This is a genomic window from Parapedobacter sp. (assembly GCF_053550995.1).
This window is the reverse complement of the sequence record NZ_JBMQOC010000038.1, coordinates 1-23,461: the sequence shown is the minus strand read 5'-3', so window position 1 is coordinate 23,461 and position 23,461 is coordinate 1. Positions and strand designations below refer to the sequence as shown.

Here is a 23,461-nt window from a genome sequence, read left to right as displayed (position 1 = left end):
AAATGACCACGATAAAGGAAAATAGCTGGAACGTACCGAATGCGCTGTCGGCTTACCGCATACTGGCTTTACCATTCATCATCCATTCCATCGCCCTTGGTAACAAACAACTGTTTATCACGCTGCTGTCGATCAATCTGATCACGGATATACTGGATGGTTTAATTGCCCGTCTGTTCCGCTTGCAGACGGAATTGGGTGCCAAACTGGATTCGCTGGCAGATATCGGAACGTATATCATGGCATTCGCGGGCCTGATTACGCTGGAACAGGAGTTCGTTGCGGAATACCGGTACGGGTTTGTGTGTCTGATTACGTTATGGATGCTTCCACAATTCCTGGCGTTATTGCGGTTTGGCCGCTTTCCAAGCTTCCATCTTTGGTCAAATAAGGCTACGGGATATATCCAGGGTATATTTATCTTCACTTTCTTTCTCTTCGGTTTCTGGAAACCGTATTTCTGCTTCATGCTGGTTTTCAGCTGCCTAGCCTATCTGGAAGAACTCGCGCTCGTATTGACACTCCCGAAGCTCCGTTCCAATCTCAAAAGCATATTTTTTGTTTTCCGCCTAAAAAAGTGAAGTAAGGATGTTCTGGACATTGTTTTATCTGCTTATGGTATTCTTCGTTATCGGGGGCATAGCCCTTTCGATCCTTAATAAGCGGAGCGATACCATGCAGCGAAAAAGGCATTGGATAAAATACATATTTTATCTTGTGGTGGTCAGCATTACGATTGGATGTATCCAGCTGGGCCTCATGCCATACATGGCCGTTGTACTAATCGCCATCGGTGCGTATGAAATGCTGATGGGCTGGTATACGTCAAATAGACGCGCACCATTCCTTCTATTATCCGGATCGCTCTATATGGTCATCGCTTGGGGCTTCTATCGATTTTCACATGATGTAGCGCCTGAGCGGTTATTATTCGTCTACTCGATTGTGGTCACATTTGACGGGTTTGCCCAAATCACCGGCCAGCTTTTCGGCAAGAAGAAAGTCTTGCCAAAAACCAGTCCGAACAAGACCATCGGAGGCCTGGTCGGCGGGTATGTCATGGGAATCGCCACGGGGCTGCTTATGCTCCGATGGATGGACACGACATTGCAAACACCTGGATACACACCCTTGTTCCTATGTACCGCAGCGTTTACCGGCGATGCCCTGGCTTCCTGGTACAAGCGGAGGTGTAGCATAAAAGACTACGGCAACCTCATTCCTGAACATGGGGGCGTTCTGGACCGTTATGATAGTTTTATCGCTAGCGGAGCAGTTTTTTGGTTAATTTATTTATAACGTATTCATACTTGTAAAACAGTGACACGCAGACCACCAAACGAATATAGCGATGCGGCGGAGAACAATGCTCCTTTCATCCAGCGTTTTTGGATATACCAACGTGAACGTTTCCCGTTAGCGGCCCACGCCGTCATGATTGCCGCTTTCAGCTTTTCGGCGGTATCCTATTCACGGATTTCAAGAGGGGTCGCAGGTTTTATCGCCTGGCCGGATTTCCTAGTGGGAGCCTTCACCACCTTCACCCTGTTCCTGCTGGTCAGGATTTTCGACGAATTCAAGGATGCCAAAGACGACGCAATGCATCGGAAGGAATTGCCCGTCCCACGGGGCTTGATTTCATTGGATGAATTGAAATCCGTAGGCGTCGTGGTGTTCGTTGCACAAGTAGCGATAAATCTTCTCTTCTTTCCAAAAATGCTCCTCACTTACGGTGTCGTTATCATTTACCTATGCTTGATGGGCAAGGAATTTTTCGTGGCAGATTGGTTGAAGAAGCGGCCCTTTTGGTATGTAACCTCCCACATGGTCATCATACCGCTCATCGACATCTACGCCAGTGGGTTGGATTGGTTATTGGCTGGCGTTGATGCACCGGACGGTATGCTATTCTTTTTTGCGGTGTCTTTCATGAACGGCATTGTCCTCGAAATCGGCCGTAAAATCAGGAACCCTTCGGATGAAAAGATTGGCGTGGATACCTATTCGCATATGTTGGGCCCAAAAAGAGCGACCAAATTATGGATGGCGGTGTTGGCTGTCACTTGGGTGCTCAGTGTGGCCGCATCGTATTACGCCGGTTATGGCACGCTCGCTTTTGCCATACTGACGGTGATTTTTATGACAAGTTGCATCCCGGCCATCCTATTCCTAACGGGCATGAATAGCAAACGGGCCAAGGCGATGGAACTAACCGCTGCCGGGTGGACGGTAGCGATGTACCTCAGCTTGGGCGGCATACCGATGTTGGAACAGCTGTTCAGCCGATAATCACCATTTTTTAAGGAAACGACGATGCTTTTTATTAAAGACCACCAATATCAACACCGTACCCATCCCGCCATCGGCGGCAAGGCCACGAGCCTGTTTGCGTTGGGTCAGTTAGGAGTGAACGTACCCCGGTGGGTAGTATTGCCCGCCGACGTGCTATCCGATGCATTACGGGCTGCCCCCTACCCCAACCATACACCCGACGTGCTACGCGTTATAGACAAGTACGTCTTTCCTGAGGGCACGCAAGCCGAACTGGACCGACTATTTGCCGGCACGGCGTATTTGGCCGTCCGTTCGTCAGCGCTGGACGAAGATGGCCGGTTACACTCCTTTGCCGGACAGTTTGAAAGTTACCTGTACGTCAAACCCGCGGATGTGTTGAACAAAATAAAAGACGTTTGGCGCTCCGCGTTTTCATCACGGATACACGCCTATCGCCAAGCGAACCAACTCGGCCCCCACCCGGGAATTGGCGTTATCGTGCAGGAAATGGTCGATGCCGACGCCGCAGGGGTGGCCTTCGGCATGAATCCGGTGAGTGGCAACCGGAAGGAAAAATTGATATCCGGCGTGTACGGTGTTGGCGAAGGGCTCGTGTCGGGCGAACTAGATGCCGACAACTACACCATCAACCAAGGGGTCATCAACCACCAGACCATACAGAAAAAACAAAAAATGACATTGGACCCCTACGGAAAGGGTGGAACAACGACCATCGGGGTGCCTAGCGGATGGCAAAACCGGCCCGCGATCCCCGATAACATCCTCAGCCAATTGGACAGGCTACTGGACAGGCTGCGAAAAGCATCCGGTTTATACCAAGACGTGGAGTTTGCCACCAAAGACGGTATCCTCTACATCCTACAGGCCCGCCCCATCACTGGCCTTACCAAACTCCCCGACCCCACCAGCGAATACGTGGTATGGGATAACAGCAACATCGTCGAATCTTATCCGGGCGTAACGACGCCCCTTACCTTCTCCTTTATCAGCCAGTCGTACGAGGCGGCCTATAAACTATTCGTTTCGATACTGGGCGTCGATGAAGCGACCATCCGCCGCCACCAAGGTATCTTTGCCAACATGCTGGGATATATCGACGGTCGGGTGTATTACAACTTGCGCTCGTGGTACCATTTACTAGCGATGCTGCCCGGCTATAGCCTCAATGCCCGTTTCATGGAACAGATGATGGGTGTGAAGGAACGTTTCGACGTACCCGAAAGTTACCGCCTCTCCAAGGGCAAGGCCTGGAAACGCATCGTGAAAATGGCCATCAGCATGTATGGCCACTTCCGTACCCTCCCACGGCAACGTTCCACGTTCAAGCAACTCTTGGACCGGACCATCGACCAATACAAAGCTATGGATTTCCAAAACAAGGATGCTAACGAGTTGAAGGCATTGTACCTCCACTTCGAACAGACGCTTCTCCATGAATGGAAAGCCCCGCTATTAAATGATTTCTTTGCCATGATTGGGTTCGGGCTACTCAAAAAGCGCTGTGAACAATACGCCGGGGGCAACTACCCCAACATCCACAACGACCTCCTCTGCGGTAGTGCAGACATCATCTCCACCCAACCGATACACCGCAGTTTGGAGATCGCAACCTATATCACCCATATACCGTATCTCAAGGTGGCCTTCCAACAAGACAGCGCGGAGGATATCTGGCAATTTTTACAGTACGACGCAAAGCCCGAGAGCCAGCACGCCAAGCAGCTGATAATGCAATACATCGCCGACTTCGGCGAGCGGTGTGTCGGAGAGCTCAAGCTGGAAACGATATCCTATTCCCAAGACCCGTCGCGATTTGTGCAGGTACTGAAATCGTATGTGGAATCGGGGATAACGAGTGTGCGGACGACCGGGCAAATCGAAGAAAAACTACGCACAGACGCCGAGGTGGTGATGAAGAGATCCTTGCGCGGAAAACCGTTGAAAAGATGGCTTTTCCATCAAACGCTCAAACACGCGCGCGACTTGGTTAGCGCGCGTGAAAACTTGCGCTATGAGCGCACGAGGGGTTTTGGCATGGTGCGCGAACTCTTCACCGCCATCGGCAAGCGTTTCCATGAGGAAGATGTCCTAGCGTCGGGCCGCGATATCTTTTTTCTGACCAAGGAAGAGGTCTTCGCCTATATTGAAGGCCGTAGCGCAACGACCAACTTGAAAGCACTCGTGGCCGTGCGGAAGGAGGAACACGAACATTTCAAACGGCTGCCGATGCCGGCCGAGCGAATCGGCACGTATGGCGTGGTATATCAAAGCAACGATTTCTATAGCAAGCAAACTGTACCGCTAACGGAAGGTGATCTGAAAGGTATCGGCTGCTGCCCGGGGCGGGTTAAAGCAAAAGCCCGCGTGGTGCACCATCCCGATGAGGTGGATTCCCTGGATGGCGACATCCTCGTGACCACCAGCACCGACCCGGGATGGGTAACGCTGTTCCCCAGCGCCGGGGCCATCGTGGTGGAGCGTGGTAGCCTGCTTAGCCATTCGGCCATCGTTTGCCGCGAAATGGGCATTCCCTGCATTGTTGGTGTCAACGGATTATTGGCCCGTGTCTGTACAGGCGACTGGCTGGACATGGACGGCAGCACAGGCGATATCAAGCTCGTGGATGCTATACATGGGGGAGGGCACCATGGCTAACCTGGAACAAAAAGTCGACTTCAGCATCATCCGCTATGCTAACTGCTGGGAAGACCCCAACGTACTGCTACGTGGTCTGGCACCAAAAGAAGGGGCTAAAATCCTTTCAATTGCATCAGCCGGAGATAATAGCTTTTCGCTCCTGACGGCCGACCCAGCGTTGGTTGTTGCGGTAGACATCAACCAAACCCAGCTGTACCTCGTCGAACTGAAAAAGACGGCTATCGAATACTTGGATTATGAAGACGCATTGGTGTTTCTAGGCTTTCGCAGCGGCACGGACCGACGGGTATTGTTTAACCAGATCAAAGCCGCGCTCGAAACGGACGTACGCCAATATTGGGAGCGGCATACCGATGCCATTGCCCGGGGAATCGTGCACGAGGGCAAATTCGAACGATATTTTCGCCACTTTGCCCATCGGGTACTCCCACTTATCCATTCGCGGCAACAGGTCGAGCGCCTGTTTGTGCCGAAGGAGGAAAAGGAACAAATCCGATTTTACAGCCAACATTGGAACACCTGGCGTTGGCGGTTATTCTTCCGTATCTTTTTCAGCCGGTGGGTCATGGGCCGACTGGGGCGCGACCCGCAATTTTTGAAAGAGGTGGGCGTCAACGTATCGTCGCACATCTTCCAAAAAGCTGAACAACACCTCAAGAAAACAACAGCGCAACAAAACCCCATATTGCGGTACAACCTCACGGGAAATTACGGCCCCTTGCTACCCCATTACCTGCAGCCCGCACCGTTCAAGCAGGTGAAGGCCAACCTGGAGCGATTGGTAGTCCGGCAAGGGTTCGCCGAGCGGATAGCCACCGCTTATGGCCCGTTCGATGCGATGAACCTCTCCAATATCTTTGAATACATGGACACGCATATTTTCGAAGCAACAGCTCGGAAGCTGATCAAGCTGCTGGCCGAGGGCGGCAAGATGGGCTATTGGAACCTGATGGTGCCTCGCCGCATCTCAACCGTCTTTCAGGAAGTGCGCTACTTGGGTAATTTATCCAACACGCTGACCAATGAAGACCTTGGATTCTTTTATAACCAATTTATCGTCGAACAAAAGTAATGGAAACGAACTTGACCCATACCCTCTACCTTGCCGGATGTTATTTGGCACTCTTCTCGCTCGGCGAACTGCTCTACCACTTTTTTAAGGTCAAAGCGGAAATCACCCGAAAATTCGTGCATGCCGGCACGGGGATACTTGCGCTGCTTTTCCCGCTGTTGCTAGACAACCATTGGTGGGTATTGCTCTTATGCGCGTCCTTTGCGGTAATCCTCCTATGCTCGCTTCGGTTCGACATGCTCAAATCCATCAATGCCATCGACCGCAAGTCTGTCGGTAGCTTGGCCTATCCGGTGGCGGTATACGGCTGCTACCTGTCATACAGTTACCAAGGCCATCAAGCTATTTATTATTATCTTCCCATCATGGTATTGGCCATCAGTGATCCACTGGCGGCATTGAGCGGCAAGACGTGGCCCTGGAAACCCTACCGGATAGCCGGGGCGACCAAGACGGTGATGGGTTCACTGGTGTTCTTTATCAGTGCTTTTTTTATCGTATGGGTCGGCTGGCGATACGGCAATGTATCCCATCCAGCTGCCGGCAATGTATGGGCGTTTGCGTTTATTGCCTTGTGGGCCACCGTGGCAGAAGCGGTCAGTGGCGACGGGTACGACAATGTGTCCATTCCATTTACCGTGATAATCAGCCTATTTTTAACCGCTTCATGGATGACCATATGACCACCGAAATTTACCCTATCGAAGCGTACGGCACGTTTTTGCAACAACATGTCCTCGCGGGAAACGAACGTATTCCGGCCGACCACTATCATGCCGGCATCGTGGTAAAGCGGGGAGGTGTTTGCCTTGCTGCCGCCGTGCTGTATATCAACCCCCATATGCAATACAAGGATAAGCGTGTCGGCGTGGTGGGCGCGTATGGCGCCGTTGGAGACAGTGAACCGGTGGTCTACCTCTTCCGGGCAATTGAGCAGCGGGCACACGAAGCTGGGTTGGATTTCCTTATCGGTCCGATGAATGGCTCTACCTGGGAAGCGTACCGCTTCCACGACGATCCGGCAAAGCCCCTATTCTTCCTGGAAATGATGCATCGATCGTATTATCCCGACCAGTGGAGATCGATAGATTTCAAGCCGATCGCCCATTACTATTCAACCGTGGCTCCCCTTGTACCACGGGGAGATGGAGAAATCGAACGGGTAAGGAACCGGCTGCTCCAAGATGGCATAACCTTCCGCGCCATCGATATGAATCACTATGAGGCCGACCTGAGAAAACTATACCCTTTCCTGCAAGCGTCCTTTAAACGGAACTTGCTGTACACTCCCATCAGTGAATCGTCGTTCGTGGCAAAATACCTACCGTTGAAGGTTGCGCTGAAACCCGAGTTTGTACAAATCGCGGAGCACAAGGGCGAGGTGGTAGGTGTTTCCTTGGGTGTGGTTAACCTGTTGGACCCAACCCATCGATCCCTGATCATAAAAACCCTTGCACGCAACCCCCAACGGTTGTACCGGGGCTTAGGGCGCGTGCTACTCGACGCATTTTACCACAAGGGACTGGCCCAGGGCTACCAGCAACTCATATGTGCCTTCATGATTGAAGGTGGGGATGCCCTACCCCTGTCGGATCGCTACCATGCGCGCACACTAAAGACATACGCCCTCTATGGAAAATCCATTTAACATCGTGAGTCTGTTTCTGGATGCTGCCGCAAAGTATCCGGAAAAAACGGCCATCGCGGACCGGGATGGAGCGACCATCACTTTTTCGGAATTGGCGAAGGACGTACAGCAGACAGCGGCATATTTCGACCGGAAAGGGGTACGGAAGGGTGACCGGGTATTGCTGTTCGTATCCATGGGCATAGACCTTTACCGTAATGTGCTGGCACTTTTCTATGTCGGCGCAACCCTTGTGTTTGTTGACCAATGGAGCAAGCTGGATCGGTTGGATAGCTGTTGCCGCCTTGCGGATTGCAAAGCTTTCGTTGGGAATTGGAAAGCTCATCTATTGCGCTTTTTTTCGAAGGGTATCGGGCGTATACCCATCAAATTAGGGCTATCGCTTACGGCAGGTAACATCGGCCCCATGTGCCAGACGTCCCGTATGGATGCCGCATTGGTTACTTTCACTACCGGCAGCACAGGCGTTCCGAAAGCGGCATTGCGGACACACGGCTTTCTCTACGAACAGTTTAAGGCCTTGGAAGCAGAAATCGATGCAAAACCTTCCGATGTAGACATGTCTATCCTGCCCATTATTTTACTGATCAACCTTGCCGTGGGTTCCACATCGGTCATTGCCGACTTTAACCCGGCGAAACCCACGCGGATGCAGCCGTGGAAAATCGTGAACCAGCTTAATACCCACCGGGTAACGCGGCTGGTAGCCTCGCCCTATTTCGTGAAACGCCTTGCGGCGCATGTCGATGAACGCAAAAGTTCCTTGCCCATACTACGCAGCCTATTCACCGGTGGTGCGCCGGTATTCCTGAAAGAAGCCAAACTGTACCGCCGGATATTTCACGACAAGCAAGTGCGGATATTGTACGGTTCTACGGAAGCCGAACCAATTAGCTCCATCGCTGTGGATGATTTCGCCGCCGAACCTTATGGCTTCGATCAGCAACGTGGTTTACCGGTGGGTCGCGTATTCCATAAGGCCCAGGTAAAAATTATCCCCATTACAGACGGGCCGCTATTTGACTTGTCGCCAGAGGCATTTGAACATATGCAACTGCCCGATAGGACTTGGGGCGAAATCATCGTTTCCGGCCCGCACGTGCTCACCCGATATTACCAAAATGAAGAGGCCCTTCGCGCCAACAAAATCCGGGTGAACGGCATATACTGGCATCGCACGGGTGATAGCGGCTATTTGCAAGACGGCCATCTCTTCCTAACCGGAAGATGCCGCACGCTGATACCACAGAGAGACGGTTGGCTGTCGACCTTCGTGTTTGAGAATTATGTGCAGTCCCTGCCGGGGGTGGAGATGGGAACACTTCTTTACGACGGCAAAAATATAACTGCGTTTATCGAATCGACTGTAGGCGGCGCGGCAGCCAAGGAAAGTATCTTGGCCTCAATCCGGCAGCTACCGATAACGATTACCAAGGTGAAATTCCAGGCGCTGCCCAGGGATCCGCGCCATCATTCCAAGATTGAGTATGCCAAGTTAACCATTGATTGATACAGCCCTTAGAAAAAAACGGGGCATTTGACAACAGACGACCATAGTACCCGGATAGATTCCGAACCCTTTTAAAGACGCCAATTACGGTGCATTTTATTAAACTGATTTAACGAATACAACTTATTTCGACCGTATCTTAGCGTACATCAAAAAACGACATAGAAAAAGGAATCATTTATTTATCAATCAATATGGAAACAACAGAGATCGTATTAGACGGCAAACACAGAGGAGAAGTTGAACTCTTTTCCGACGGGAAAAAAGCAGGAAAAATGGACATATCGGTTTCGGGGGATAAGTTAACCGTTTACCATACGGAAGTGGACACGATATATGAGGGGCGCGGCTTCGCAAAGTTACTTCTGAATGGGCTTGTATCCTATGCCCGGGAAAAAGGACTGATGATTGTTCCCCTTTGCCCATATGTGCATGCGCAATTCAAGCGCCATCCCCAGGAATACATGGATGTATGGTTTAAAAAATAAGAAGCAAATATTAACTACTCGTAACGAGAAATAAAGACTTAAAACACTGAGAATGGGCTTAGAAACAACAAAGCCCTGCATTTCTGCAAGGCTTTGTTTTTGCTCCTGAAGCTGGGCTCGAACCAGCGACCCTCTGATTAACAGTCAGATGCTCTAACCAGCTGAGCTATTCAGGAGTGTTTTAGCTGGTATACCCCGTTTTCGGGACTGCAATATTCGGAACTTTCCCTCGAATATACAAAAAATTTTTCAAAAACAATGCAATCACCTAGCTTTCAATCATTACCCGGTTGCACCACGGGTCATACTGCCTTATTCAAACACATAATCATACGGATATACCAGTATGTCCCAGCTTTGCCCTCCGTTATTGGTCATGAATATGCGATCCGCACCGTAAACGATACCGCTACGCGCACTGTGGAAATCCAGGGCGGTACCGGAAACCCCCACCCCGTGCACAAACGCATCCTGCGTCGTCCATGTTCGTCCCGCATCGGTGCTTTTGGCCAACCCATTTTCCAGCAACGCATAGACCACATCGGGCGATGCCGCTTGGCATGCGATAATTCCACCGCCAACCGCTACTCGCTCAAATGACCTACCGCCGTCCGTCGAATGGAAAGCGGCATCTTCTTCTCCGTCATAGACCAACAGGTTATCCACCGTAAGGGGTGCCACGGCCGGTTGGCCGATCCTATCCAAGGCCGCTCCGTCAACCCAAGACCGGCCGCCGTTTTCCGTCCGCAATACATGCACACGATTGGCACCGTCACCCCCTTCGCTATAAAGCACCCAGCCGTGTTCCGAACCGGCGAGGCCAAAGGCCAGCGCCGTTGCCCCTATTTTCTCCATCATCAATGTGCTCCGCTGCTGCTCCAAGTCCACTTGGTACAGTAATGCCCTCCTGTCTCCTCCTCCATCTTGCTGGCCCAGCACCCAAACCGAGCCGTCTGCCGCGACGGATAACTGCACGGCGGCAACCTCGCCAAAGGCAACAGAACCTTCGTCCACGATGGCTTCGCCATACCCTGTCCACGTTTTGCCATTATCTGTTGAATACCGCAGAGCGAACGAACCCCCTGCATTTTGCAAATGCGCGATAATGCCATCACCGAAAGCGACCCATCCATCCGTCGCCTGCCATGGTTGCGGTTCAAAGTTGAGCGATTGGAACCTGTCCGTGGTCACGAATGTTCCTGTCTCAGTAATACCGCCGATCCGCTGCCGCCCATCGAAGTCAACGTAGATCATGCCGTTCCCACCCAGCAGCACACCCACCTCCGGGTTCACGATCGGTTCCATGGGATACCGATCGAGCAACGTATCCTTTCCGTTGCAGCACCAAAGCAGCGCAACAGCGGCCAACATCTGTATTTTCTTACCCATGCCCTTCATAAACTCAACATCGCCCCCACGGTCATGTTAAACGAATTGAAATTAAAGCGGTGGGTCCGGGGTGTGATATAGCCCGACGCCAGGTCATCTTCGATAATTTCCTTCTGGATCTTCAGTCGAGGGCGGAAAAACTCGTAACCCAGTTTCACATACCATTCACGCACCTGTATCCGCAACCCCATTTCCTGCGAAAACCCGGTCCCCCGCAGGTAGCTGTCCGAATAGGTGACATCGGTATCATCACCGTCTCCCTCCTGCTCCGCATCGAAATTACCCACCCAATTGAAATCGGCCGCCACATAAGGGAAGAAAGTTGCCTGCCCAAAGTAAAAAGCATCATAACTCACCTGCCCGCCCAATTCCACGATGAGCAGTTGTTCCGTTACCCAATCGTCTATTTCATTCGAAAAAAACGTTACTCCCGCATGGGGTCGCATCCGGAACCGCCACTGGTCACCAAAGGCAAAAACGGGGCCCAACTTCAGGTTTGCACCCACTGGGAAAATGGAATGCATGGTCGAAGCCGTAAATCGGTCGACACCCACCTCGGCGTCCAAGAGAACCGGAAACTTTTCCGGTCTTTCCTGCGCGGGGAGGTTCGATACCGAAAGCACCAACATCATCCAACCCGCTATGATTTGCGTCCATTTCATAACAGCACCCCCGCGAGGACCACCGTGGCCACCGTGAAATAAATGATCAATCCCGTCACATCCACCAAGGTAGACACGAACGGCGCGGAAGAGGAGGCCGGATCGGCGCCAAGCCTACGCAAAAGGAACGGCAGCATGGAGCCCACCAGCGAGCCCCAAAGGACCACCCCCAATAGCGATAGGCTTACTACCACAGCTACCAACACCCAATGGTCGCCATAGGCATGCGCAAACGCCTGCCACGTACACACCCGGAGAAAGCCAAGCCCGCCGAGTATCAGCCCCAGCAGCAAGCCGGAAAGGATTTCACGCCGCATCACCCGCCACCAATCGGCGAGCGTTACCTCGCCCAGTGCCATCGCCTGGATGATTAAGGTGGAGGCCTGCGATCCGCTGTTCCCGCCACTCGAAAGGATTACCGGCATAAACAGGATGAGCACCGCGCTCGCCAATTGGCTTTCGTAGTGTTCCAGCACCGTCGCCGTGAGCAGTTGCCCCAGGAAAAGCACAATCAGCCAGCCGGCGCGTTTCTTTACCAAATGGGGGATGGACACGTCGAGGTAAGGTTCATCCAAGGCCTCCGTACCACCGATACGCTGCATGTCTTCGGTATACTCCTCGTTGGCCAGCCAAAGGATGTCATCGATGGTGACGATGCCCAGCATAATCCCCTGCGAATCGACCACCGGAAGCGCTACCCGATTATTCATCCGGAACACGTTGATGGCATCCTCTTGCGGATCGTTTGCGTTAAGCGAAATCAGGCGGCTGTGCATGATGTCCCGCACCCGCGTTTCCGGGTCGGCCACGAGAATATTACGTATCCGGATATCATCGAGCAACTCGCCATTTTTATCGATGACATAAAGCACATCGATCGTCTCGGAATCCCGTCCGTACTTGCGGATATGTTCAAGCACGCGCGTGATGGTCCAATGCTGTTTTACCGTAATGTAATCCGGCGTCATCAACCGGCCCACACTGTCCTCCGGATAGCCCAATAAAGCCAGTGCTTCCTTGCGCTCGGAAGGGGGTAAAAGAATGATCAATTGCTTCACCACGTCGCCCTTCAAATCACTGAAAAAAGACGTCCGATCATCCGGCGGCATTTCGTTGATCAGCTCCGTAATTTTAGGGACGGAGAGCTTCGTGAAAATCCGCTCTTGTGTGGGGAAATCAAGGATGCCAAAAACGTGGACCGCCCGGTTAATACTAAGCGTCTCGATGAACTTCGCACCGTACTCCGGCAGCTCGTCGATAAGGGCTTCCACGTCCGATATATTCAGGTCATCAAGATACTCCCTGAGTTGCTCCTCACTGCCTTCTGCTAAGAGCATTTCGGTTTGTCCAACCAGCGTATCCAATTCGTCCATGGGCCCTCCTAACTTAAAAACAGTGTCCTACATTGGTGAAAGATTTGGTTGCAAAAGTCGGCTTTTTTTAGGAAAAGAACGAACAAGTCGACATGAAAAAACAGGCGGTGAAGAACGGTGGATGGAAGTGTAGCCGCAACGAATAAAAGACAAAATGTCATCTGCCGAAGGCATTGACCACCCACACCGAGGGGCGCCACCCCGACAGGCTGTCCGTACGGCCGCCACACCACGGCTATCAAGAAATCGCTAGCAGGCGGCGACGCCACGATACGGCGCCACGTCCACAGCCCATGCCGTCACAAACCGAAAGGTACGTCACGTTTTTACGGCACATTCACTTGGGCCTCCCTTGGCCCGTAAATAGGAGACCAGCCACGCACAGAAAAATTTCCCGTATCCAAACTCGAAAAGATAGTGTACTTTAGCTAGCAATTTCCACCAACAACGTCATGTATAGCAAAAATGGAAAACGACATCATTTCTGGCAATTATTTACCATCTATTATTCGCATCGAAGGGATTTATATAAAAAACACTTATAACTGTAAATCAGTTTATATATAAATTTCATATAAACTTTATATTCACAAAAAACAAATTGAAAAGCGTTCATTTTACCAAATATATTAGCAATCCAATATGAGCACTCCATTATATATAAATTACTCACTAATAATCAAATATTTAATATCAATTATATTTTGTTTTCATTCACATTGCACTTTTTCTCAAATTTTCAACGACGACCAGTACCCCCCAAGTGTAAGATGGCGCCAAATACAAACGGAAAATTTCCAATTGATCTACCCGTCATCATTTGAAGATGAGGCGCAGCAGCTGGCTGGAAAACTCATGAAGTTACGCGAACGCGTAAGCGAAACCCTCGGCAAGAAACCCCGGAAAATTTCCATCATTCTGCAAAACCAAACGGTAGAATCCAATGGCAACGTGCAGCTTGCGCCCCGCCGTTCCGAGTTTTACACCACCCCACCCCAACAGGGTGATTTCCAGAAATGGCTAGACAACCTTGCCATCCACGAGCTCCGCCACGTGGTTCAGTTTGACAAATTGACAGGTTATTTACGGGCCCCTTTTTTCGAACAGCTGGCCTTGGCTATCTATGGTGTTACCTTGCCCGCTTGGTTCTTCGAAGGTGATGCGGTCGTGGTCGAGACCGAATTGTCCAACGCTGGGCGCGGCCGCCTCCCTTCGTGGGAAATGCCTTTCCGAACGAACTTGCTTAGTGGAAAAAATTACAGTTACCAGAAAGATTATCTAGGGTCGCTCAAAGACGTCACCCCCGGTTTTTATGAACTCGGTTATTTCATGACCTCCACCCTGCAAGACGAGCATGGTCCGGGCATTCTCGACAGCCTGATGAGCCGCATGGCCAAGCTTCCGATACGCCCTTATAATTTCGCTAATTCGCTCCGCAAATACACCGGCTACGGCACACGGAAATGGCACCAAAAGGTAACCGAAAATCTCTCGGAAAAATGGCATGCCCAAATGCTAGAAAATGCCCCGATGGACTATCCTATTTTGCCCCTGACCCGGGATAGAAAACCGGCGAGTTGGCTGCTGCCGCAAGCGCTACCGGACGGCCGCATCATCGCCCTATATAGGGGCGTGAAAGAGGTGCCTAAAATCGTAATCGTAGATACGTCCGGGCGGCACACCGAGGTGATAAAAACCGGCCGCCAAACCCAGTCCCATTTCGATTATGCCGCCGGTAAAATTGTATGGGATGAGGTGCGTCGGGATAGCCGCTACGGCAAGCGTACATACAGCGTGGTCAACCTGTATGACCTCCACAGCAAGACCTATCGGCAACTTACCCGGAAGAGCAGGTATTTCTCCCCCACGCTGCATCCCGACGGCTTACAGATCGCCACCGTAGCCGTCGACGAAAGTAATAACATCGGCCTGGTTTTGCTCGACACCGAGACCGGATTACCCCTTGCACACTTCCCTGCCCCCGGGAACATCCTGCTGCAAACGCCGTCGTTCAACCCTACCGGCACGAAGGTGGTGGCAACGGGGATTTCTGAAAAAGGCGCAGCCATCATTGAATTGGATATCCCGACAGGCACATACCGCTACCTTCTCGACTGGCAAGCACAGCAAATAGAGCGACCGATCTATGCAGGCGACCGCATCATTTTCAAAGCCCATTTCAACGATATCGATAACGTGTACGCCCTGGATAAACAGGGTGTGGTATACCAGCTTACCAACGCCCACTTCGGTGCATTCAACCCTTCGGTGGACACCGCCGGCAACTCCTTATGGTTCAATAATTACCAAGTGAACGGTTACCGAATCAGCCGGCTAAAAATGAGCGATTTGCCGATAAGCCATTTTAAAGCGCCTGTAAGCCAAAAACCCATTTTTACGACAGAAGATACGTCCGATGTTGAGTTATGGCCTTCTACGGCTTATTACGGCGTCAAAAATCTCGTGAATTTCCATAGTTTGTCGGTAGACAACGGTAATTTCGAAAATATAGGGAATATCAAACCCGGTATCTATTGGCTTTCTGACGACTTGTTGAACACGACGCAGATCCGGCTGGGCTATCAGTACGACAGCGACATCCGTTCCGGCACGTATTCGGCATCGGTGGCGTACCAACGCTTCTTCCCGAAATTCTCACTGGCGTACCTCAACCGCGGCCAGTTGGCCGCGGCCCGGGTAACCAACGGCGAGGCCGTAGACACCGCGCGCATCCGCTGGCGGGAAAACGTTGCAACCCTGCAAATGGACATTCCGCTGGCTTTCTACCGGCTCAACCATGTATTCACCACCGGCGTGAGCGTGGCAACTTCTTATACCAACAGGTATGGATTGAGTGAACCACGGTTCCAAGAGCAGTTCATCAGTGGCATCCGGTTTCCGATGGGTTACCGGGCTTACTTCAACCATAACGTCCGACAGAGCGCGTTGGACGTCGCCCCCCGTTGGGGGCAGCATATAAGCGTCGGTTACCGGCATTTCCCTTTCGACGGCAAACTCAGCGGCGAACACCTCTCTCTCCGTACAGCATTCTATTTCCCGGGCTTATGGCGCAACCATTCGCTGCTTGCTCGGTTCAACTACCAACGGCGCAGTGGCACCTACCAGCTCATCGATGACATCCCGCTGGTAAGTGGCTATGACAGGCTAAAACCGGTACCGGTAGACAATACCCTGTTGTTCAGCTACCGGTTTCCCATCGCCTATCCCGACTGGGCCATCGGCCCGCTGGCCTACATCAAGCGGTTTAAAGGCGGGGTGTTTGCCGACTTCCAGAATGTACGCGCCAATATGCCATTCCAACCCCGCACGTTTGGCATTGGGCTTCGGGCCGATATGAACCTGCTACGGTTTTATCTACCCGATTTCGACATTGGCGTCAAATTGGTTTACGCCAACGAGGCGAGCGCGCCGCAGCGGGTTTTCGCCACGTACAGTATTGGGTACAGTTATTGAGGAAATGGCGCCCTAGGAAATGCCTTATAAAGTTCGGTTATCCCCGAGTCGTTATTGCCATACACTTTAACTTTCAAGTGGAACACAAAAAGCAAATTGCTTTTCCCTGCCCTGAATAATCTGGCTTTTGTAATTCCGCGCTTTGCAGAATTCCTCCATAACATGATGGTCCAATATCCTATTCACGTCATCGAATAGTACTGGGGTTCTTAAATTCTTAAAAAGATCTAGGTTCTTAATTAAACCAGCCCTCAATTCCATCGGTGGGCCATCAACAATAATTAAATCAAAGGGTTTTTCGAGAGCCTCCGCAACGATAGCTCGTTTATACCAGCCATCTTTAATAGGAGCATATAAACAGATGTGGTTTGTATGCCGTTGATATGTATATGCCGTTTGATGTTCAATACTGGTTACGTCAAAATCCCTTAACAGTGCATCAGTACCATTGCCCGATCCAAATTCAAGAATTGTTTTGACCTCGGATTGCTCTTTTATAAATCTCACTGCTTCTTTTTCGATAGACCATCCTCCCAGAGCGTTTTTGACTTGTGCTTTATAAAGATGATACGCAAAAAACTCAAATAACGATTCTTGCGGATATATCTTTAATTGGTCGTTTTGTTCGAGGATCTTATTTAATGCAATAACTAACCGTTGAAGTTCCTCGTCGTTAAGATAAACTTCATTTAGAAAGTTAATATAGACATTCCGCTCCTTATCAGTGAAACTGACCTCCAATTGTTCAAGCTGTCTTGATCCTATGTCATAACTATGCATTGGCTTTTTTCGATTGGTTTATTTCCCCCTCGCCAACACGAGCTTAATATTCCTCAATAATCGTTGCAACAACGAAGCATCCTCGGTGATAATTTCTGCAGTTCCCAGCATCCCGATGGTGAGCCGAATGGATCTATCGGGGGTAATCGGCTCCAGATCCACCCGTGAAAGGAAGATGCTATCCCGGTACGGCACGCTGCTCATCTTTCCAATGGTGCCCCTCAATACCCCATATTGTTCGAATGGATAGCCGTCCAGCTTCACCAATACTTCCAGACCTTTTTTCACCTTACCCATATTGTATTGTGGTACGTTCACTTCGCCGAAAAAGTCCGTGCTGCCCGGGTTGACGTAGAATACTTCCCGCCCCGCCTCGATATACTGCCCCGGCTGGATAATACCTGCATAGGACACCGTGCCGGTCTGCCAGGCCATGAGCACGTACTGGCGCGTCCATTGCTCCGCATCGCTGATGAGACTATTCAGCGCCTGCATGAATTTAGCCTTCTCCTCGGTAATTTGATTGTCCAAGTCCGCCAGCTCCTTCACCTTGGCCGTACTGCTGGCCTCGTTGGACAGCAAAGCCGATTCAGTTTGCCGTAGGGGATGCTGCTTGGCCAGTAATATGGCCTGTGCTTCCTGGAACTCCGCGGGTGAGATCATTTTCTTCTCTGCCAGTGTTTCGTAACGTTTGAAATCCTGTTCGGCAAGCTCGTATTCGCGTCGTTGCAATTCCTGCTGTCGTACCAACTGCGCTCGTTGTCGGGCGATATTTTCAGTATCCTGCCGGATGTATGCCCGCTGTTTCAGGTAGATGCCGCCGGCCGTGGCTGCGCGGTAAGCGAGGTATGACTGGTAGAACGCCTCGTAACTTCCCTGTAGTTCGCCCAGTTGCAATCCGGTAGGGGCGTCTATGGTTACAGGCACTTCAGTGGCGGATGCCCTGTGCAGCTCATCGCGTATCGTGCGGAGCCTTCCCAGCAGCTGCAGTGCCTCTTGATGGTCAGCCGTGCTTTCCATCCATCCCAAAGGCTGGCCTGCCGATACCGAATCGCCTTCCTCCACTAAAACGTCCACCAAGTTGCCAGCTACCCTACTGATCACCGCCTTCGGCGCATTAGCCGCATTTATGCGTACCGGTGCCCACACGATATCGGGATAGCGGATGAAAGCCGCCAAGGCCACAATGCCCAACAATACGACCAACACCCACGTGATGCCCCAGCGCAGCAATCCATGCGGGGGGGTACCAATGATATCCTGGATGTCTTCCGTGTGGATTTCGGATTTAGTGTGGTTGATTGGTGACTGATAATCGGTCTGCTGTTTCATGTCTGCTGTCTGTCGTCCCAAAAAACTAATTCCCCAATTCCAACTGGTTTTTCACCAATTTGTAGTACTCGCCCCGTTTGGCCGCCAGTTCGTGGTGGGTACCCTGTTCCACCACGCCCCCCTTGTCCAGCACGATGATATTGTCCGCGTGGCTCACCGTACTTAACCGATGGGCTACGATAATGGCCGTCCTGTTCTTTAGAAAACCCCTCAAATTATCGATGATCACACGCTCGTTGTTGGCATCAAGCGCGTTTGTTGCCTCATCAAAAAGGATGTATTGTGGGTCCTTGTACACGGCCCGCGCAATCAACAGTCGTTGCCGTTGCCCCTGACTGATGCCTTTGCCTGCGACACCGATCTTGGTCCTCAGGCCGAAGGGCTGCTCCTCGATGAACTCTCCCAGATTAGCCATACGGATGGCCGCTTCTACTTTTTTGCTGTCCGGGTATCCGTCCCCCACGGCAATGTTGTTTTCAATCGTATCGGCAAAGATGAACCCGTCCTGCATCACGACCCCACAGGCATCCCGCCACGTGGCGAAGCCGATCTGGTCCAGTTTATGCTGGCCGACCCGGATTTCGCCCGTTTCCGGTTCGTAGAATCGGAGGATCAGTTTCAGGATGGTGGTCTTGCCACTTCCACTCATTCCCACAATGGCCGTTGTTTTCCCTTCCGGAAAGGTAAGATCGATATCTGTAAGTACCGGTTCGTTGCCCGCACCCGGATAACGGAAAGTAACGTTATGGAGGGTAATACCCTTGTCATTAGGTAAATCACGGAGCCATTCGCGTTCCACCGGCTCCTCGTCCTCCTCCCCGTATATTTCGTTGATCCGTTCCAGACTGATTTTGGCGTCTTGGTAAGACTGGATGAAACCCAGCAGCTGCTCGATCGGGCTGCTCACCATGCCCACAATGTACTGGATGGCCACCATGCCCCCCAGCGTCAGGTCGCCGTCTATCACCGCTTTTGCACTCATGAATGTAATCAAGATACCCTTCAATTGGTTAATCGCCATAGAGCCGGCCTGCTGGTACTGGCTCAGGGCCAGGCTTTTTACTTTGAACTTGAACAACCGCGCCTGTATCCCCTCCCAAATCCAGCGCTTCTGCCGCTCGCTGTTATTCAGCTTGATCTCCTGCATGGCCCCCACCAGCTCCACGATATGGGTCTGATTATCCGATGCGATGGCAAAACGTTTGTGGTCCAGTTCGCGCCTGCGTTTCAAAAACAGCAGTATCCAGCCGGTATAGAGGATGGTGGCAACAGTGAATACCAAGAATATACCGCCGTTGTAGAAGGCAAGCACCAGCCCGAAGACGATGAGGTTTACGAAGGAGAACAAGGTGTTCAGCGTCGAGCCCGTAAGGAACGCCTCGATTCGCTGCTGGTCGGCCATCCGCTGCATGATGTCACCTGTGGTCTTGGTTTCGAAAAACTTCATCGGAAGCTCCATCAGCTTTATCAGTAGATCGGTGAGGATGGAGATATTCACCCGTGTGCTGATATGCAGTAGTATCCACGAGCGGATGAATGCCACGCCCGTCTGCCCGATGAACAGGGCTATCTGGGCGATGAGGATGAGGTGGATAAAATTGACGTTGCGCGTACTGATGCCGATATCCACCACCGATTGGGTTAGGAACGGCGTGATGAGCTGCAGGAGGGTGCCCACCAGCAGACCGAGCAGGAGTTGGATGAACAGCTTCTGGTATACATAAAAGTAACGGAGAACCGTACTCCACCGCATGCCTTCGCCCTCCTCATCATCACCGTGCTCGTAAAACCGTGGGGTCGGGCTAAGTAAAAGTGAAATCCCGCTGTGCATCTCTCGGTGGGCGAACCACTCATCAGAAAATTCCTCACCAGTGAGTTTCCGCTTTCCATTAGCCGGATCCGCGACGCGGTACGCATCCCGCCCGATTTCATAAAGAACCACAAAATGATTCTGCCGCCAGTGAAGGATACAAGGAAGTGGGGTTTTGGAGAGTTGTTCGAGCGTCAATTTCACTCCCTGCGTGCGGAAGCCGATTTTTTCTGCCGCTTCACTGATACCCAATAGGTTTACCCCGCCTTTGGTTACCTGACAGAGTTGACGCAAGCGGTAGATGTCTGTGTTAAGGCCATAATGTTTACACACCATGCGCAGACAGGTGGCCCCGCAATCCATCTGGTCTTGTTGGCGATAATGGGAGAAAGGTCTCAAGTGTTAATTTGGTTAAATAGGTGAGGTCTCATGTCCATAATAGAATCAATAATGTCTTTCCTTGTATTTGATAACCTGATCATCAGCTTCTTTTCCTTCAAGTGTATGGCAATCAAGACTATCTTGCCAAGTAATACGCCACCATTGATTGAAAAAAATCATACAACTTCGAAGGAGAATAGAACTTGTACTTTTTGTTAAATTGCAAAACCTCATTTAGAACCACGCAGCATTCCTCTATTTCAATTTTGGTTAGATTTTGATGGCTCATCATTTTGTTAATCAGCTGCATACCTTGTGAGCCCTTTTTGACACCCATTTTTGCAAACTGTTGCTCGCGAACCTGTTGTCCAAAAATATACTGATCTTTCTTTTTATTATTGGATATTTGCTCTTTATGCACCCGATAATTAACTAAGGTTTGCGGAATATTATAGATTGGAAACCAACATGCACACCTACGAACGAAGTCATAATCGGAAGAATATATATATCTCGTATTATATAGGAGACCATGCTTTACTATCAAGTGTCTTCTAATCATGATACTTGACTGTAACATACAGTTATTCTGTAATAACCAGATTTTAAAATCCATATAAGTTGAGGGTCCCTTACAAGTATAAAGATAACCGCCTCCGTGGTCGATAGCGTTATAATGGCTCCCTATGGCCCCTATCCTTTTCTTTTTCTCGAGATAATCATACTGGGCCAACAATCGTCCGGGCAGAGCTATGTCATCTGAGTCCATCATGGCGATGTATTTTCCGGAAGCCACCAAAATACCAGTGTTTCGAGCAGGATAATTGCCGTAATTTTGTTCGTGTCTAACTAGCTTAATTCGATCGTCGCAAATTTCAAGAATTGCATTTGTAGTACCGTCCGTCGACCCGTCGTCCACGACAATCAGTTCAAAATCATTAAATGTTTGATTTAATATGCTTTTGATCGCCTCCGCAACATACTTTTCAACATTGAAACAGGGCATCACTATTGAAATCGGGACCCGGTATCTTGCCATACATCGTCAGTTAATGTTCTGAATATTCAAGAGCTTTAGTTTTTCAACAACGGACTCAACTTTAACCAAAGTTCGGCATATCAACTTGCAAAGTTCTGTTTTACCGTTTTAACCACATTAAGAATCTTATGATGAGAAGCATAGGGGTGCTGTGAGGGGTTTTGCAAAAAATCATCTCTCTCTGGTATGGAGATATAGGGGCTTAAAAGCATTTTATGTGTTGTCAAATTACATATATTATAAAAGAAATAGGATTTTTCGCTCGCTGATGGGGAAAAGTCTATAATTTTATCAAAAATATTTTTGAATATTATCAAAAATGGCGCATCATCGACGTAGTCAATCCAATAAAGATTGTCAATTACCGACACCACATTATTAAAAGATCTTGCGCCGCCGAATACTATGGATGCGCCTAGATAATGTGCTTCGATGATATCAGAAAAAAATTTTGATTTGTTGTAGTTTGGCGCAAATTCGTGATGCTCAAAAACGACCACGATAACATCGTTGTCGTCTTTCGAAGCCTTTTCAATCACCTGCTTAAATAGGTCCCAATCTAATTCTTCAGGCTTATTCTTTGTCTCAATGAAGGAAAGGTCAAACTCGTTTCGATTTCGAAACTCGTTGGCGACAGATCTCCGAGTGGCATTTTTTTGATTCGAATCAGTTAAAAAAACAAATGAAGACACTTTGAAGTCTTCGTTGGAGACGCGATGAATAGGCAAATTTATTTGCTTGTAAAAGTCGGCTACTTGGCTTAAAGAACCAAGCCTATTTTTCGAGAACTGAAAGATTTTATCGACGTACCCCTTTTCGTTATTGCTTAGGCTTACATCTGAATAGCCGAATTCTCTTTGTGTGCAAATAAAGGGGTGAAACACCATCTTTTTTTGGGTTAAATGCGATAACTTAACATCAACCGTAAACAGCGCGTTATTATTGATGGCATTTTCTTCTAAAATTTGACCGAAAAATTTTTTAAAAATCACCATGAAATGGGTGCCGTTAAACAGATCGATCCAAAATAGTTCTGAAGAGACCTTCACCGAAAAATTGAACCAACTGACCCCCCCCAGGAGTAAATCCGCATCTCGCCGCTTTGCTTCATTTATTCCATTCAGAAGTAATGTTTCTGAATAATCGTCGGTAAATTGAATATCGTCCTCTCCAACAATAATTAGCTCCGTGTCGTCGCGCAACGCCTTCTTTACAATACGTCGAAGAGAAAGCCATAGGCCCAAGCATTATGGAAATTGCTAAAATATATAAGGAGAAAAAAGCCGATATACCAACTTTCTTAAAAGGAGATGCCGAACCTATAGTAGACCCGGCTCAGTTTGAAGTAATGAAAACCAACTTTTATATTACCAAAACCTTTACGGATGAAGAGCTAAAGGCCGTTGAAGCCTATATGTACAGCTACGCGAAGTAAATTTTTTAGCTTCGGAGAAGCGTAATATTTATAGAGAATATAATACGATATTGAATTTTAGCTCCGGAGGAGCGGCATAATAATTATCCCGCTCCTCCGGAGCTTTTTTATAGCT

19 protein-coding genes and 1 tRNA gene are annotated in these 23,461 nt (G+C 50.0%); 11 read left to right on the top strand and 9 right to left on the bottom strand.

Annotated features, from left to right (window positions below; all coding sequences use genetic code 11):
• Nucleotides 1-2: 2 nt before the first annotated feature.
• From ACO1NT_RS05630 to ACO1NT_RS05590, 9 genes are all read left to right on the top strand, one after another.
• A complete protein-coding gene (locus tag ACO1NT_RS05630) occupies nucleotides 3-581 on the top strand; it encodes a CDP-alcohol phosphatidyltransferase family protein (RefSeq protein ID WP_449047444.1) in 579 nt (192 codons plus the stop codon).
• 7 nt (nucleotides 582-588) lie between these two features.
• A complete protein-coding gene (locus ACO1NT_RS05625) occupies nucleotides 589-1,299 on the top strand; it encodes a phosphatidate cytidylyltransferase (RefSeq protein WP_449047443.1) in 711 nt (236 codons plus the stop codon).
• A gap of 21 nt (nucleotides 1,300-1,320) precedes the next feature.
• Complete coding sequence (locus ACO1NT_RS05620) at nucleotides 1,321-2,289, top strand: UbiA family prenyltransferase (RefSeq protein WP_449047442.1); 969 nt, start codon at nucleotides 1,321-1,323, stop codon at nucleotides 2,287-2,289.
• Between the two features lie 24 nt (nucleotides 2,290-2,313).
• Entirely contained in the window at nucleotides 2,314-4,950 is a 2,637-nt protein-coding gene (locus tag ACO1NT_RS05615; RefSeq protein WP_449047441.1) for a PEP/pyruvate-binding domain-containing protein, read from the top strand.
• On the top strand, nucleotides 4,943-6,025 hold the full coding sequence (locus tag ACO1NT_RS05610) for a DUF3419 family protein (protein WP_449047440.1): 1,083 nt from the start codon (nucleotides 4,943-4,945) through the stop codon (nucleotides 6,023-6,025). Before ACO1NT_RS05615 ends, ACO1NT_RS05610 begins: the two co-directional genes overlap by 8 nt.
• Nucleotides 6,025-6,708, top strand: coding sequence for a phosphatidate cytidylyltransferase (locus ACO1NT_RS05605; RefSeq protein ID WP_449047439.1), 684 nt, complete (start codon nucleotides 6,025-6,027; stop codon nucleotides 6,706-6,708). Before ACO1NT_RS05610 ends, ACO1NT_RS05605 begins: the two co-directional genes overlap by 1 nt.
• Entirely contained in the window at nucleotides 6,693-7,673 is a 981-nt protein-coding gene (locus tag ACO1NT_RS05600; RefSeq protein ID WP_449047438.1) for a hypothetical protein, read from the top strand. The genes ACO1NT_RS05605 and ACO1NT_RS05600 overlap by 16 nt, the downstream gene beginning before the upstream one ends.
• Complete coding sequence (locus tag ACO1NT_RS05595; protein WP_449047437.1) at nucleotides 7,657-9,183, top strand: AMP-binding protein; 1,527 nt, start codon at nucleotides 7,657-7,659, stop codon at nucleotides 9,181-9,183. The genes ACO1NT_RS05600 and ACO1NT_RS05595 overlap by 17 nt, the downstream gene beginning before the upstream one ends.
• Nucleotides 9,184-9,377: 194 nt before the next feature.
• Nucleotides 9,378-9,671, top strand: a complete 294-nt coding sequence (locus ACO1NT_RS05590; protein WP_449047436.1) for a GNAT family N-acetyltransferase — start codon at nucleotides 9,378-9,380, stop codon at nucleotides 9,669-9,671.
• 102 nt (nucleotides 9,672-9,773) lie between these two features.
• Here ACO1NT_RS05590 and ACO1NT_RS05585 read toward each other — a convergent pair.
• The 4 genes from ACO1NT_RS05585 to mgtE form a co-directional block, all read right to left on the bottom strand.
• Nucleotides 9,774-9,847: transfer RNA gene (locus ACO1NT_RS05585), tRNA-Asn, on the bottom strand.
• A gap of 136 nt (nucleotides 9,848-9,983) precedes the next feature.
• Complete coding sequence (locus ACO1NT_RS05580) at nucleotides 9,984-11,060, bottom strand: hypothetical protein (RefSeq protein WP_449047435.1); 1,077 nt, start codon at nucleotides 11,058-11,060, stop codon at nucleotides 9,984-9,986.
• A 5-nt stretch (nucleotides 11,061-11,065) separates the two neighbouring features.
• The gene (locus tag ACO1NT_RS05575; RefSeq protein WP_449047434.1) at nucleotides 11,066-11,722 is read right to left on the bottom strand and encodes a hypothetical protein; all 657 of its coding nucleotides are present in this window, start codon (nucleotides 11,720-11,722) and stop codon (nucleotides 11,066-11,068) included.
• Nucleotides 11,719-13,095: a magnesium transporter gene (gene mgtE, locus ACO1NT_RS05570; protein ID WP_449047433.1), complete on the bottom strand. Its 1,377-nt coding sequence runs from the start codon at nucleotides 13,093-13,095 to the stop codon at nucleotides 11,719-11,721. The genes ACO1NT_RS05575 and mgtE overlap by 4 nt, the downstream gene beginning before the upstream one ends.
• Before the next feature lie 855 nt (nucleotides 13,096-13,950).
• Here mgtE and ACO1NT_RS05565 point away from each other — a divergent pair.
• Nucleotides 13,951-16,569: a hypothetical protein gene (locus ACO1NT_RS05565; protein WP_449047432.1), complete on the top strand. Its 2,619-nt coding sequence runs from the start codon at nucleotides 13,951-13,953 to the stop codon at nucleotides 16,567-16,569.
• Nucleotides 16,570-16,635: 66 nt separating this feature from the next.
• Here the strand turns inward: ACO1NT_RS05565 and ACO1NT_RS05560 are convergent, their stop codons facing one another.
• The 5 genes from ACO1NT_RS05560 to ACO1NT_RS05540 form a co-directional block, all read right to left on the bottom strand.
• Entirely contained in the window at nucleotides 16,636-17,349 is a 714-nt protein-coding gene (locus tag ACO1NT_RS05560; protein ID WP_449047431.1) for a hypothetical protein, read from the bottom strand.
• Between the two features lie 18 nt (nucleotides 17,350-17,367).
• Nucleotides 17,368-18,681, bottom strand: a complete 1,314-nt coding sequence (locus tag ACO1NT_RS05555; protein ID WP_449047430.1) for an HlyD family secretion protein — start codon at nucleotides 18,679-18,681, stop codon at nucleotides 17,368-17,370.
• Between the two features lie 25 nt (nucleotides 18,682-18,706).
• Nucleotides 18,707-20,890, bottom strand: coding sequence for a peptidase domain-containing ABC transporter (locus ACO1NT_RS05550; RefSeq protein ID WP_449047429.1), 2,184 nt, complete (start codon nucleotides 20,888-20,890; stop codon nucleotides 18,707-18,709).
• A 118-nt stretch (nucleotides 20,891-21,008) separates the two neighbouring features.
• Entirely contained in the window at nucleotides 21,009-21,911 is a 903-nt protein-coding gene (locus ACO1NT_RS05545) for a glycosyltransferase family 2 protein (RefSeq protein WP_449047428.1), read from the bottom strand.
• 80 nt (nucleotides 21,912-21,991) lie between these two features.
• Entirely contained in the window at nucleotides 21,992-23,113 is a 1,122-nt protein-coding gene (locus tag ACO1NT_RS05540) for a hypothetical protein (RefSeq protein ID WP_449047427.1), read from the bottom strand.
• A 47-nt stretch (nucleotides 23,114-23,160) separates the two neighbouring features.
• Between ACO1NT_RS05540 and ACO1NT_RS05535 the strand changes: the two genes are divergently transcribed.
• Nucleotides 23,161-23,346 (top strand): hypothetical protein, encoded by a 186-nt coding sequence (locus ACO1NT_RS05535; RefSeq protein WP_449047426.1) that lies wholly within the window; start codon nucleotides 23,161-23,163, stop codon nucleotides 23,344-23,346.
• Nucleotides 23,347-23,461 lie beyond the last annotated feature (115 nt).